12 protein-coding genes are annotated in these 13,647 nt (G+C 57.5%); 10 read left to right on the top strand and 2 right to left on the bottom strand.

Going from position 1 to position 13,647, the window contains the following annotated elements:
* Window positions 1-16 precede the first annotated feature (16 nt).
* From GOW56_RS07675 to GOW56_RS07630, 10 genes are all read left to right on the top strand, one after another.
* Window positions 17-1,030, top strand: a complete 1,014-nt coding sequence (locus GOW56_RS07675; RefSeq protein ID WP_171205500.1) for a TRAP transporter substrate-binding protein — start codon at window positions 17-19, stop codon at window positions 1,028-1,030.
* 79 nt (window positions 1,031-1,109) lie between these two features.
* A complete protein-coding gene (locus GOW56_RS07670) occupies window positions 1,110-2,279 on the top strand; it encodes a mandelate racemase/muconate lactonizing enzyme family protein (RefSeq protein WP_171205499.1) in 1,170 nt (389 codons plus the stop codon).
* 58 nt (window positions 2,280-2,337) lie between these two features.
* Entirely contained in the window at window positions 2,338-3,138 is an 801-nt protein-coding gene (locus tag GOW56_RS07665; RefSeq protein ID WP_253286096.1) for a TRAP transporter small permease subunit, read from the top strand.
* Entirely contained in the window at window positions 3,138-4,760 is a 1,623-nt protein-coding gene (locus GOW56_RS07660; protein WP_171167410.1) for a TRAP transporter large permease subunit, read from the top strand. Before GOW56_RS07665 ends, GOW56_RS07660 begins: the two co-directional genes overlap by 1 nt.
* A gap of 10 nt (window positions 4,761-4,770) precedes the next feature.
* A complete protein-coding gene (locus GOW56_RS07655) occupies window positions 4,771-5,721 on the top strand; it encodes a phytanoyl-CoA dioxygenase family protein (protein ID WP_171205498.1) in 951 nt (316 codons plus the stop codon).
* Window positions 5,722-5,745: 24 nt separating this feature from the next.
* Entirely contained in the window at window positions 5,746-7,248 is a 1,503-nt protein-coding gene (locus GOW56_RS07650; RefSeq protein WP_171205497.1) for a UxaA family hydrolase, read from the top strand.
* Window positions 7,245-8,249 (top strand): Gfo/Idh/MocA family protein, encoded by a 1,005-nt coding sequence (locus GOW56_RS07645; RefSeq protein ID WP_171205496.1) that lies wholly within the window; start codon window positions 7,245-7,247, stop codon window positions 8,247-8,249. The genes GOW56_RS07650 and GOW56_RS07645 overlap by 4 nt, the downstream gene beginning before the upstream one ends.
* Window positions 8,250-8,300: 51 nt before the next feature.
* A complete protein-coding gene (locus GOW56_RS07640) occupies window positions 8,301-9,278 on the top strand; it encodes an NAD(P)-dependent oxidoreductase (RefSeq protein ID WP_371807887.1) in 978 nt (325 codons plus the stop codon).
* A gap of 3 nt (window positions 9,279-9,281) precedes the next feature.
* On the top strand, window positions 9,282-10,163 hold the full coding sequence (locus GOW56_RS07635; RefSeq protein ID WP_171205494.1) for a DMT family transporter: 882 nt from the start codon (window positions 9,282-9,284) through the stop codon (window positions 10,161-10,163).
* Entirely contained in the window at window positions 10,160-11,023 is an 864-nt protein-coding gene (locus GOW56_RS07630; protein ID WP_152458537.1) for a sugar kinase, read from the top strand. Before GOW56_RS07635 ends, GOW56_RS07630 begins: the two co-directional genes overlap by 4 nt.
* Here the strand turns inward: GOW56_RS07630 and GOW56_RS07625 are convergent.
* Entirely contained in the window at window positions 11,010-12,206 is a 1,197-nt protein-coding gene (locus GOW56_RS07625; protein WP_171205493.1) for a mannitol dehydrogenase family protein, read from the bottom strand. The two genes, GOW56_RS07630 and GOW56_RS07625, sit on opposite strands and share 14 nt — an antisense overlap.
* Window positions 12,207-13,550 carry a glucuronate isomerase gene (gene uxaC / locus GOW56_RS07620; RefSeq protein WP_171205553.1) on the bottom strand — a complete coding sequence of 448 codons (1,344 nt, stop codon included), beginning with the start codon at window positions 13,548-13,550 and terminating at the stop codon, window positions 12,207-12,209.
* Window positions 13,551-13,647: the final 97 nt, after the last annotated feature.

The raw sequence follows: 13,647 nt of genomic DNA, 5'->3' as shown, positions 1-13,647 counted from the left end.
CGTCTGGGAGGACAATATGAAAGTAGTCAAGACAGCGGCCGTGGCGGCCGTAGCCACGACAATGGCAGCCGGTTTCGCGATGGCCGAAACAACGAAGCTTAGAATTCAAACCCATTTTTCGCCCGAAACTCTGTCTGGCCAGATGGCTGCAAAATTCGTTGAAGACATTCAGGAAATGTCGAACGGCGAAATCGAAGTTGAAATGTTCTATTCCTCTTCGGTGGTCAAATCGGTTGAAACCTTCGATGCCGCAGCTACGGGAATTCTGGATTGCGACATGACGGGCGGCGGCTATCAGACCGGGAAAAACCCGGCCTTCCAGTTTGCGGGTGACCTGCTCGGCGGATATCAGAACCCATACCAGCAAATGGCTTGGCTTCTTCATGGCGGCGGAAGAGAAGCTGTAAACGATCTATACAACGGCTACGACATGGAGTTCATCGGATGGTGGATTCCCGGGCCGGAGTCGCTTTCTTCGACCAAGCCGATTGCAAAAGTTGAAGACTTCAAGGATTGGAAATTCCGCTCGCCTCCAGGCCTTGCAACCAAAGTGTTCGCGGAACTTGGTGCTTCTCCGATCGTGATGGACTTCAACGAAATCTTTACGGCCTTGGAAACCGGCATCATTGATGGTGCGGATGCTGCGAACCTGACTAACAACGTGGGCCTCGGTCTGTACGAGATCGCAGGTCATACAAACTATCCCGGTTTCCACTCGATGCCCGCAGATCACCTAGCCTGTCGCAAAGACGTCTGGGAAGCGATGCCTGCGCACCACAAGAAGATCATGGAAGTCGCAATGGATAGCTTGGCATTGCACAATGCCACAATCAATGAAGTGCAGAACGCTCAGACTGCAAAAGACCTGAAGGCAAAAGGTGTTCAGTTGTACGAATGGTCGCCTGAAGACCTGGCAGCGTATCGCGCGGCCGTTCAGGTTGGTTGGACTGAGTTCGCAACGACTCCTGAGGCAAAGGCGCTTTTGGAAAGCCACATCAACTTCCTGCGTGACCTGGGCGCAATGCAGTAATCAGGCTTCGACCGAATTAGGACACTCGGAAAGGCCGCATCAGCGGCCTCTCCGCATCTGCGCCAGGATTCAGAACTTCATGAAAATTACCAGAATTATAAGTCATGTACTGCAGTACGACATGCCGGAAGTTCTGGGCTATTCGCAACAGTATTATGACAGGCGCACAACCCATCTGGTCGAGATTCAGACAGATGAAGGGGTAACCGGTTGGGGCGAGTGCTTTGGTCCCGGAAACGTAGCCATAGCCAACAAGTCCATCGTCGAAAAGGTCATCCAACCAATGGTCCTCGGCTTGGACCCTTTGGACAAAGACGTGATCTGGCACAAGGTGTACAACCTTTTGCGAGACCATGGCCAAGGCGGAATGCCAATACAGGCTTTGTCCGGGGTGGACATCGCACTTTGGGACATTACCGGAAAAATCTCTGGCCTCCCCCTCCATAAACTTGTCGGGGGCGCGCATCGCAAAAGCGTTCCTTGCTACGGCTACGGCATGATGCTCCGGGATGAACCGATTTCTCATCTGGCCAGCCGTTTTGAGGATGAAGCCGCAAAGATCAAGGCAATGGGATTTACCGCCACCAAAATGAAAACGGGCTTTGGCCCGAAGCCTGATGTGAAGCTGTGCGAAGCAGTTCGACGCGGAGTTGGTGACGACTTTCCTTTTATGGTCGATGCGAACCATGCCTATACGACTTCGGACGCGTTTTTTGTCGGTCGGGCGCTGGAAGAGCTGGACGCATATTGGTTCGAAGAACCGGTCGCGCCAGAAGACATTGACGGGTACCGCGAACTGCGAAGTTCGCTTAAAGTCAACATCTCGGGCGGAGAGGCGGTATTCAATCGCTGGGCCTGGCGCAGTCTTCTTGAAAATCGCGGCATTGATATAGCGCAGCCAGAAGTATGCGCTTTGGGCGGTGTTTCAGAGTATCTCAGGGTACTGGCTCTATGCCACGCACATTTCACTCCGGTCGTAAATCACGTCTGGGGCAGCGCCATCGCCGTCGCAACCAATCTGCACCTACTGGCGGCCATGCCATCAATTCCGGGCGGTTTGCATCCATGGGAGCCGATGCTGGAGTTCGACACAACGGACAACAAGTTTCGGGACGATCTGCTGACCGTACCGCTGGAAATTCAAAATCAGGTCAAGGCCAATAATGGCCGTGTCATGATCCCGACTGGCCCCGGACTGGGTGTCGAGCCGGATCGAGACTTTATCGATCATTACAGGATCGAAGGATAGGGACGAGGGTTACGCGATGCACAAGAATTCAGGCGGACCAATTGAATGGCTCATACCGTTGGCCTTCGTCGCGACTGCCAGTTGGCTTGTTTGGCATCTTCCAGCATTCCTGTTGGATTGGCTGCCTTACACCTCTGAATCCCTCAAAAGTCAGGTAACGGAAATATATCTACGCAGCGACGTCACGCCCGAATTGCCTGGTGTGTTCGGGGGGTTTGTCGACATCATCGACGTGGCCGCGCTCGTCCTTCTGCCGTTTCTTGCAGTGATTGGTACAAAGACCGTGCGCCCGGCGACGATGGAGTTCGAAGGCTCGACGGTTATGGATCGTTTCGCCCTGTTCATAGGCCGAGTTACGATGATGATGATCGCAATCATGACTGTCGTCATGCTCTACGAAGTCTTCATGCGCTATATCCTTGAGAAGCCGACCGAGTGGGCCAACGAAATGACGCTCTGGTTCGCCAGCTTTGTGTTTTTGATGTCTGGCTACTACGCCATGCAGCAACGCAGTCACATACGAATATTCCTGCTTTACGACGCAGTTCCACGTTGGCTTCAGCGCGTTTTTGACACGGTTTCAACAATACTGATCGTCCTGTTTGCCTTCTTTCTGGTCTACGGCAGTTACAAACAGGTGTTCGTCAACAAGCTCTATAAATGGGAGCTTTACGGCTCCGCCTTCAATCCTCCGATCCCGGCGACGTTGCAGCCGATGGTACTGATCGTGATTACGCTCGTCGCAATGCAGGCAATTTTGAACTTGGTTGCGGATTGGAACAAAGAACCGGAAATCCACACAGATGAACCGGACGAAGACGAAATTGAAATGATCAAACGGGCGGTGGGACAAGACTGATGGATATTGGAACAATCTCACTCATCCTGATGGTCGCCCTGATCATTCTCCTGGCGATCGGGATGCCCCTGGGTCTGGCCTCGGCTTCGCTTGCGGTTCTGGTTCTTGTCCTGAAGTTCGAACCGACACTTCTTTTGAACCCGTTTTCATTCGGCGACGGGATTCTCACCGGGCGGCCAGGCACTGGGCCACTCTATATTCTGGCGCAAAAGATATACGGGCTCTTAACGGACTACGTGCTTATTTCCGTGCCTTTGTTCATCTTCATGGCGTCGCTGCTAGAGCGGTCCGGGATCGCGCGCGACATGTATTCGTCGCTGAATGTCTGGCTGTCCAGAACGCGTGGCGGTATCGCGATCGTGACCTCGATTATGGCAGTGATCATGGCGGCCATGTCCGGCATCATCGGCGGTGAGGTTGTCCTGCTGGGCCTGATCGCCCTGCCCCAGATGCTGCGCCTCGGCTATGATCAGAACCTCGCAATCGGCGTCATCTGCGCCTCGGGGTCGCTGGGTACCATGATCCCGCCCTCGATCGTTCTGATCATCTATGGGCTGATCACCGAAACCTCGATCAAGTCGCTGTTCACCGCATCTTTCATTCCCGGCTTCATGCTGGCCTCGATGATCATCCTGTACATCATCATTCGCACGCGGCTGAATCCTCACCACGCGCCGCTGCCGGAACCGGACCCGAGCGACCCCGAACCGGCTGAAAAGCGCAAACTGTTTGCGGCCTTCATGAGCATCGTCGTCGCTGGGTTCTCTACTGTTCTTTTTATCCGGGCTGCGTTTTTTGAGCTTTCCGGCTCGAACGCTGCCAGCCAGGGCGAGCCCGCACGGCTGGGTACGGCTGACTACCTGCCTTGGTTTGCCGGCATCACCATCGTCGCCCTACTGCTGATCTTCTTTGTCTTTGGGAGACAGCGCGCAAAAATCGGCTGGGAAATGGGCAAAGGCCTCGTCGCGCCGCTGGTCGTCATCGGCGTCGTACTCGGCTCGATCTATGGCGGGATCACCGGCATCACCGAGGCTGCAGGCATGGGCGCCTTCGCCGTTCTGATCATCGCCATCCTGCGGGGCGAAGGATCGTTCGAGCTGGTTTGGGACAGCTTGATGCGGACGCTCAAATCCACAGGCACCATCATATGGGTCACCATCGGGGCCGCCGCGCTGGCGGGTGCCTACACCATTGCCGGCGGACCTCAATACGTGGCCGACCTGATCGTCGGGCAAGACCTGCCGACCATGCTGGTCATTCTGGTAATGATGCTGATCCTGCTGTTCATGGGCGCGTTCATGGATTGGGTCGGCATCGTGCTGTTAATCATTCCGGTCTTTCTGCCGATCGTCCTGCGCCTTCCTATCGAGGAAATCGGTCTCATTGGCGAGTTGCAACCGAGTCATGTCGCAATCTGGTTTGGTGTCGTGTTCTGTATGAACATGCAGGTCAGCTTCCTGTCCCCCCCGTTCGGCCCGGCTGCGTTCTATCTGAAATCTGTAGCTCCGCCGCATATCAGCCTGACGGATATCTTCCGCGGCTTCCTGCCGTTCATCGGGATCCAGTTGCTGGCACTTTCCGTTCTTTTGATCTGGCCGGGCATCATCGCGCTGCTTTTGTGAGGTTGCACACATGCTGACACAAGATCAGATTGGCAAGTTCCAGACCGATGGATACCTCGTGGTAGAGGATGTAATTCCCGGCGATGTCCTGGATCGGGTGCAGTCCGAATACTCGAATGTCCTGAACCGGCTATATGACGGTTGGTACGATAAAGGGCTGGTCAAGGACGAGCCGTCCGGAATGTCCTTCTGGGACAAACTCCTGTCCGCCTATCAGGCCGGTTGCGACTATTTCCAGCCGCTGGACATCTCATTGCCCGGCGACCGGATCATGGCGGACACACCTTTCCATATTGGGCCCGCCGTGTTCGACTTGCTGACGGCCCAACCCATGCTGGACATCGTCGAGCAGTTGATCGGGCCAGAGTTGGTCAGCAATCCGATCCAGCATGTTCGGCTGAAGCCCCCTGCCCTCAAGCTGTCCAAGGACGAGGTGCGGGCGCATATCACCGCAACGGACTGGCATCAGGACCGGGCAGTTGCGTTGGAGGATGCGGACCAGACCGACATGGTCACGGTCTGGATTGCCGTCAACGATGCAACGGTCGAAAACGGCTGCCTGCAAGTGCTGCCTAAGGCAAAGGACCAATCCATCCTGCCGCATTGCGCGCGGACTCAGACAGGCATTGCCGACGGGTTCATTGACGAAGACCGCGCCCTGCCCCTGCCTGTCAAGGCGGGCGGGATCATCCTGTTTCACCCTCTGACACCACATGCGTCGCTGGTCAATGAAACGGACCGGTTCCGCTGGTCGTTCGACATCCGCTTCAGTGCAGCAGGCCAACCCACCGGTCGAGACCATTTCCCAAGCTTCATCGCGAGGTCCAGATCGCGCCCCGAAACCGAGCTGCGGGATTGGCGTGTCTGCAAGTCAAATTGGGAGGCGGCGCGGGCAAGGCTGTCCGGGCAACCGCACATAGATATTCACCGGTGGACATCGGACTCGCCCTTTTGCGCTTAGATTCGGCTGCCAGGAAAGCTGATTATGACTTTTGTACGTTTAGATCGAATGGATAGCGTGGTGGTTGCAACTCGGCCCCTGGAGGTCGGCAGTTTGGTCGAGGATGTCACGACCAATGCGCGCATCCCGTCGGGCCACAAGGTCGCCACGCAGATGATTGTACCGGGCGATCCGGTGAGAAAATATGCCCAGATCATCGGTTACGCGACCCAAATGATCCACCCCGGCGATCATGTGCATACCCACAATGTCAAGTTCCGCAACACCAGCGTGGACTATGAGTTTGCGACGGATCACAGGCCTATGAGACCCGCCGCTTCGGTTGATACGTTCATGGGCTACCACCGGGACAGTGGTCGGGTCGGTACGCGGAATTTCATCGCGGTTCTGACCACCGTGAACTGTTCGGCGACGGCGGCTCGCATGATCGCCAATCACTTCACGCCGGACAAGCTGGCCGAGTATCCAAATGTCGACGGCGTGGTGGCCTTTGTCCACGGAACGGGCTGCGGAATGGCCGATTCAGGCGACGGTTTCGAAGCTCTTCAACGGGTCATGTGGGGGTTTGCGAAACATCCCAACCACGCTGCCGTTCTGATGGTCGGTCTGGGCTGTGAGATGAACCAGATCGACTGGCTGTTGGATGCGTATGGGTTGAAGCAAAGCCCCACTTTTCAGACGATGAACATCCAGAACATCGCCGGACTGCGCCGGACCGTGGAAATGGGCATCACCAAGATTAATCAGATGCTTCCCATTGCCAATGAGGCGCGGCGCAGCGAAGCCCCTGCGTCCGAATTGATGGTTGCGCTACAATGCGGTGGATCGGACGCCTGGTCCGGAGTGACCGCGAACCCGGCGCTCGGACGCGCCTGCGATCTGTTGGTCGCCCAAGGCGGCACGGGTGTCTTGGCTGAGACGCCCGAGATTTACGGAGCCGAACACCTTTTGACCCGCCGTGCCCTTGATCGCGCAACCGGGGAAAGTCTGATCGGACTGATCGATTGGTGGCAGGACTACACCGCCCGCAATCACGGTTCGATGGACAACAACCCAAGCCCCGGCAACAAACAAGGGGGTCTGACGACCATCCTTGAGAAATCGCTGGGGGCGGCGGCGAAGGGCGGAACCAGCCCTTTGACCGGTGTGTTCAAGTACGCCGAACCCATCACCGCCAAGGGCTTCACCTTTATGGACAGCCCCGGATATGACCCAGCCTCGGTGACAGGGCAGATCGCGGCCGGGTGCAACCTTGTGTGCTTCACTACAGGGCGCGGTTCGGCCTTTGGGTCCAAACCGGCGCCGACGCTAAAAATCGCCACCAATTCTGAATTGGCGGCGCGCATGTCCGAAGACATGGACGTGGACGCGGGCGACATCCTGACCAAAGGCGTCAGCGTCGAAGAAAAAGGACAGGAGATATACCGACGGATGCTCCAAGTCGCCTCGGGCGCGCGAACCAAGTCCGAGGCGCAGGGCTTGGGCGACTACGAATTCGTTCCTTGGCAAATCGGAGCGGTGATGTGAAACGGATCCTTGTAGCCGGCGGCGGATTGATCGGTATTCGCCACGTCCGCGCCGTGATCGAGCATCCCGGCTGCACCTTGGTCGGGTTGGCTGATCCGAATGTCTCAATCCAGATCGATGCGCCGCGTTTTGCCAGTATGGACGAGGTGCAGGACACAGTAGATGGCGTCATCATTGCAACGCCGACCCGCCTGCATGCCGAACATGGCATTCTGGCCGCATCCCGCGGTTGGCATATGCTGATCGAAAAGCCGGTTGCCGCATCGATCGATGATGCACTGCGCCTTAAGACAGCCGTTCGCCAGGCCGATGTACGCAGCCTGGTCGGCCACCATAGGCGGTACCACACAACCTTGCAGCACCTGAAGAAGGTGATCGCGCAAGGTACGATCGGACAAGTCATCAACGTCTCGTTGCTGTGGGCCATGCGTAAACCTGACAGCTATTTTGAACAGAACTGGCGGACTTCCGATGGCAGCCCGGTGATGATCAATCTGGTGCACGACATCGATGTCCTGCGCTTTGTGATCGGAGAAATCTCGGATGTCGTCGCCCTGCCCGGCGCGCCGATCCGCGGATCGGATCGGATCGAAAGCGGCGCTGTCGCGATCGCATTCGAAAACGGCGCGACGGGTACCATCAGCTTTGCCGACACCACGCCCAGCCCTTGGGGATTTGAGGCCGGAACCGGTGAAAATCCGAACATCGGCACGACCCATCAGGACATGATGTGGATCACGGGAACCAGGGGCGCCGTCAGTTTTCCCTCCATGACCCTGTGGCGCGGACAGGATTGGGGCACTGCGGCCCAAAAAGACCAACTTCCAAGACCGGACCAGAAACGCACACCGCTGGAGGCGCAACTGGATCACTTCCTTGACGTGATCAATGGCGCTCCACCTTTGATCGACGTCGAGGATGCAGCCCGAACGCTCGAAGTCACATCACGCATCGAACAGGAGCTGAAGGCGCGAACGGCCCGAGCGCGGGCGCCGGCCTGACGGAGACGCGGCAGGGCAAAATTTCGGACCATTCAAAAAAACCAATGACTAATCCCCGGGCAATATGAGCAATCAGACTGCAAAGCCGCCCGCGACAGACACAAGAATGAAAACCAGACATATTCACGGAAAGGGAAACCAATGAGCAAACCATCAATCGGGTTTATCGGCCTGGGACTCATGGGCGGAGCCATGGTGAGCCGGCTGTTGGACCAGGGATACTCGGTCACGGTGTTGGGAAACCGCGACCGCACACATCTGGACGCCGCGATTGACCGGGGCGCCCGCGAGGCGCAAAACGCCCGGGAGCTGGCTCAGGCCAGCGACATCGTGATGCTGTGCATGGGAACGTCCGAACAGGTCGAGGGCCGTATGCGCGGTGCTGATGGAGTGATCGCGGGACTGAAGCCCGGGGCGATCGTCATCGACTTTGGCACCTCGCTTCCGGGCAGCACACGCGCCCTGGCCGAGGAGGTTGCCGCAGCCGGCGGAAGCTATCTTGACGCGCCACTGGGCCGGACGCCGTCGCATGCACTGGAAGGCAAGCTCAACATCATGACGTCCGGTGACAAGGTTGCCTTTGACAAGGCCGAGCCGACACTGAAGGATCTGGGTGAAAACGTCTTTTTCCTGGGCCCTGTCGGATCGGGACATACGATCAAGCTGATCAACAACTTCTTCGGCATGACGGTCGCGAACGCGATGGCTGAAGCCTTTGCAATGGCTGACATCACCGGCGTTGACCGCAAGCAGCTGTATGACGTTATGGCCGCAGGGCCGCTGCATTCCGGCATGATGGATTTCGTCAAAGCCTACGGTGTCGAGAATGATCCAAACCAGCTGGCCTTCGCCATCAAGAACGCGGCAAAAGACCTTGGGTATTATGATCGAATGGCGCGCGAAGCCGGTGTTACCAGCGTGATGTCACAGGGCGCGCTTTCGGCGCTGAACGACGCGCGCGACCACGGTCAGGCGGATGACATGGTCAGCCAGATGGTTGACTACTACGTCAAACGTTTCAACACCTGATCTATGGCCGTAACCGCCAACCCCACTGCGGATCTGCCGCGCCTTGGCATCGTGCTGATGCTGACGGCGTGGCTGTTCTTTTCGCTGGTGGACCTAGGGGCCAAATGGTTGGCGTTGGCCGGCGTGCCGGCATTTCAGTTGGCGTTCATGCGCTATGCAGGGCACTTCGTGATCTCAGTGGGCGTGATCGCCAAGGGCGGGATCGAGGCTGGCCGGTTCAAGACCGACCATCCATGGCAGGTCATTAGCCGGGCATTACTGCTGATCTCGGCGACCGTTTTCAACTTCTATGCCCTGCGGTTTTTGCCTCTGACCGTCGTATCGGCAATCATGTTTTCCAGCCCTGTCATCGTGTGTTTTCTGTCCGTCTTTGTATTGAAAGAAAGCGTGGGCCCATGGCGTTGGGCGGCCATCATCCTGGGCTTTTTGGGGGTGTTGGTTGTCGTGCGGCCGTTTGGTTCGGCCTTTCATCCAACCATGTTTCTGATCGTCTACAATGCCACCGCGTTGGCCCTGTACTCGATCATGACGCGCAGGCTGTCCGGAGTTGTTGCCGTGGACACCATGCAATTCTACCTCGGGCTTACCGGGACTGTGGTTCTGTTGCCCTTCGCCCTCTGGTTCTGGGTCCAGCCGGAAAACACCTGGAGCCTGATTGTCCTGATCGGCCTTGGCGTCTTTGGCTGGGGCGGGCATCAACTGCTGACGAACGCGCATCGGTTCGGAACGGCCAACCAGTTGATGCCATTCACCTATTCGTTCCTAGTCTATGTTGCGATTTGGGGCTATCTGTTCTTTAACTCGGTACCGGATGCATTCACGTTGGCAGGAGCTGCGCTGATCATGGTCGCCGGGCTCATCATCTGGAAAAGAGAAAAGAAATGACGCGAATTGCCTGCATCGGCGAAGCAATGATCGAATTGTCCATGCTGGAAACCGGCGCACAGGTAGGCGTCGCGGGGGATACGCTGAACACAGCCATCTACATGCGCCGCGCAGCGCCTGACCTGCAGGTGGAATATGTGACATGTCTGGGTGACGACCCGTTTTCGGGGCGCATCGCGGACTTCATCGACAGCCATCGCATCGGGACATCCGGCATCCGCATCATTCCGAACGCCTCTCCTGGATTATACGCAATCACTACATCCGCGGACGGTGAACGCAGCTTTACCTATTGGCGCAGTGAGGCGGCCGCCCGTCAGCTTTTTGCCGATCACAATTTCAGCCCGCTAAATGGTTACGACGTGCTCTACTTGTCAGGTATTTCCGTGGCCATTCTTCCGCATGCGGTTCGGCTTGCACTTCTGGACTGGCTCGAAGGCTCTTCCGTCCGGTTGGTCTATGACAGCAACTTTCGTCCGCGTCTTTGGGACAGCGTTGAACACGCCCGGCAGATCAACCAGCGGCTTTGGCGGCGTGCTGACATTGCCCTGCCATCCATCGACGACGAGATGGCACTGTTCGGGGAAAGCGCGGATCAGGTGGCAGCACGCTTTGCCGTCCATCACGGCATCGGTGCGTTGAAACGCGGAGAGAACGGTCCTCTGTCCATCGGTCAGAACATTGAACAAACCTATGAACCTGCCAAGAGCGTACTGGATACCACAGCAGCGGGCGACAGTTTCAACGGTGGGTACCTCGCGGCCTTGCTGACCGGGAAATCACAGGCCGAGGCCCTGATGGCTGGACACAATCTGGCATCCACCGTTGTTCAGTTCCGCGGCGCCATCATTCCCGGATAAGTGGCGCGAGGTCTTCGGCGCCGACAAGACGCAAAAGCGGCACTAGCGGATCTGGCTGCTTGGCAGCCAAAGCGATTTCCGACGCGCAAGGATCGTTCAGCGCCCTGCCCTTGGCGGTCTCGGACGTGCAATAGGAAATCCAGGCCCGCACCCCCGTGATCACCGCCTGAGACCCGGTTTCACGGAGTGTGGGAATAAACCGATAGGGCAGCTTTTGGCTGCCATCCATCGCTATTTGGTCCAAACGGTGCGCCAGCTCGGGGTTTTCAAACCGGCGCAACAGAGCCTCGGCATAGTCCATGACCTGCGCTTGCAGCGCAGCGGGCAGCGTTGCGCCCGCATCCTTCATCAACCCGGAAACCAGCGGGCGCAAAACCGGGTCTCGAACCGCTTCGTGAACGTAGGTCAGGCCCCGCTCCAAACCTGCATAAGCCAACAGTGAATGGGCACCGTTCAACATGCGCAGCTTTCGCATCTCGTGCGGTGCCACATCATCGACCAGTTGCACGCCCGGCCAATCCGGGTGCGGACCGGCGAAATTGTCTTCGATCACCCACTCCGAGAACGCTTCGGTCGGAACGGCCATCGGATCGCCGCTGATTGCGCGAACGGCGTCCGTAGTGGCTGGGGTGATCCGGTCGACCATCGCGTTGGGAAAACGAACGGCATCCCAATTGACGTCCAGACCGGCTGCATTCGCAAAATCGGAAACGGCCATCTCGAGCGTTTTTCCGTTTTCCATGCGGTTGTCGCAACTCAGCACCGTCACTGGCTTGCGCCGTTCCGCAAGGCCAAAAGCCAGAAACCCGATCAGCGTCGCAGGCCCTTGCCCCGCCAGATCGGCGGCAATCGCCGATTCCTGAAGGTTCAGCTTGCCCGCGGCATCCAAATGATAACCTTTCTCGGTCACGGTCGCCGAGATAATCTCGGCATCCGCCATCGCGTCGAAAACCGCTGCACGATCCTCGGGCGCGACCAGAACGTCCCGCAGGGCCTTGATGCGCCGGACTCCCTGCCCCTGTACGCACAGGTCGTACTCGAAACCCTGACGGGCCAATCCATCCCGAACCGAGGATGAACGCAGGCTGACGCCGACAACGTCCCATCCGCCCTCTTGATCGGTGTAGTCCAGCAAATGCGCCCGGGCAAAATTTCCAAGGCCGAAGTGAAGAATTGTACCCATCTAGCTTTGCAACCCGTAAACCTGTTTCGCCAGATCAACCGCCAGCAACCGCGCAAGATGCTCGGCACTGTCCCGACTGAAGCAACCGCGCGCAACCTGCTCGGCCAGATGAATCGCCACTCCCCGCCGCCAAAGGTCGTGTCGTGCAGGAATGGACAGAAAGGCTCGCGTGTCGTCATTGAATCCGGCCAAATTGAAATATCCGGCCGTTTCAACAACCTGATCGAAATACCGCGCAATCCCGGCTGGGCTGTCATGGAACCACCAAGGCGGCCCTATCCGAAGGCATGGCCAATGTCCCGCCATCGGGGCCAGTTCACGGGCATAGGTGCTTTCGTCCAGTGTAAACAGAATGATGCGCAGTTCCGCCGTGTTTCCGACCCGGTTCAACAGTGCCTCAAGGCCCGTGACCCAGTCCATCGCTATTGGAATGTCGGCCCCCTTATCCCGTCCGAAGTCCCGCATTACAGCGGGGTTCGTGTTGCGCTTGCTCCCAGCATGTATCTGCATGGTAAGACCATCATCGACAGACATCTGTGCCATTTCGATCAGCATATGCCCATAGAACCGGCGAGCATCCTGTTCGGTCCCTTCCCTCCGTCTCAGCCGCTGGTACATCGCATCCGGATCTTCCAGCCACTCGGTCTGCACGCGTTCGATACCGTGGTCGGTGGCTGTACAGCCCAGCTGGATGAAATAAGCCCGCCGCATCCGCAGCGCATCGAGATAGCCATCATAGCTGCCCAGATCGCAACCTGTCAGTTCAGCCAACTTGTTCAGGTTCTGTACGAACTCCGGATCCGCCCCATCCAAAACCCCGTCTGGGCGGAACGTCGGAACAACCCGCCCGCCCCAACCGCTTGCACGGATCTCCTGATGCTCCACGAGGCCGTCGAGAGCGGAATCCGTGGTGGCCAGAACCTCGATCCCAAACCTGTCGAACAAAGCCCTCGGGCGAAATTCGGGTTGCGCGAGCTTTTCTGAGATCTTTTCATAGATCAGATCAGCCGTGCGCGAAGACAACTCGTCAGACACGCCCAGCGTTTCATGCAGCACGTAGTTCATCCAGATCCGGGATGGCGTTCCCAGAAACAGATGCCAGTGCTCGGCAAAGGCGCGGAACACGGCGCGAGGATCCTTCTTTCGCCCCTCTTCCCCAACACCGAGTTCTGACAAGGGAACGCCCTGCGAATAGAGCATACGGAACACGTAATGGTCGGGAACCACCAACAGCTCTGCCGGGTTGGGAAACGGCGCATCGGTTGCAAACCAACCCGGATCGCAGTGACCATGCGGAGACACGATCGGCAGGTCTTTGATGCCCAGATACAGGTCTTCTGCCATCCCATTCAAATTACCAGTCAATTCTGCCTCCGATACTGCCGCCCGCAATTGTTAACACAGTTTTTAATGGTTGCATCTTTCCCGTTCGAACCCGCAG

The organism is Ruegeria sp. HKCCA0235A (genome assembly GCF_013033235.1).
Classification (GTDB): domain Bacteria; phylum Pseudomonadota; class Alphaproteobacteria; order Rhodobacterales; family Rhodobacteraceae; genus Ruegeria.
This window is presented reverse-complemented; position numbering and strand designations above follow the sequence as displayed.

Excerpts from the sequence above, each read along its gene's own strand:
- GOW56_RS07660 (WP_171167410.1), top strand. The coding sequence starts at position 3,138 with ATGGATATTGGAACAATCTCACTCATCCTGATGGTCGCCCTGATCATT.
- GOW56_RS07670 (WP_171205499.1), top strand. The coding sequence starts at position 1,110 with ATGAAAATTACCAGAATTATAAGTCATGTACTGCAGTACGACATGCCG.
- GOW56_RS07650 (WP_171205497.1), top strand. The coding sequence starts at position 5,746 with ATGACTTTTGTACGTTTAGATCGAATGGATAGCGTGGTGGTTGCAACT.
- GOW56_RS07635 (WP_171205494.1), top strand. The coding sequence starts at position 9,282 with ATGGCCGTAACCGCCAACCCCACTGCGGATCTGCCGCGCCTTGGCATC.
- GOW56_RS07655 (WP_171205498.1), top strand. The coding sequence starts at position 4,771 with ATGCTGACACAAGATCAGATTGGCAAGTTCCAGACCGATGGATACCTC.
- GOW56_RS07630 (WP_152458537.1), top strand. The coding sequence starts at position 10,160 with ATGACGCGAATTGCCTGCATCGGCGAAGCAATGATCGAATTGTCCATG.
- GOW56_RS07625 (WP_171205493.1), bottom strand. The coding sequence starts at position 12,206 with ATGGGTACAATTCTTCACTTCGGCCTTGGAAATTTTGCCCGGGCGCAT.
- GOW56_RS07675 (WP_171205500.1), top strand. The coding sequence starts at position 17 with ATGAAAGTAGTCAAGACAGCGGCCGTGGCGGCCGTAGCCACGACAATG.
- uxaC (WP_171205553.1), bottom strand. The coding sequence starts at position 13,550 with ATGGCAGAAGACCTGTATCTGGGCATCAAAGACCTGCCGATCGTGTCT.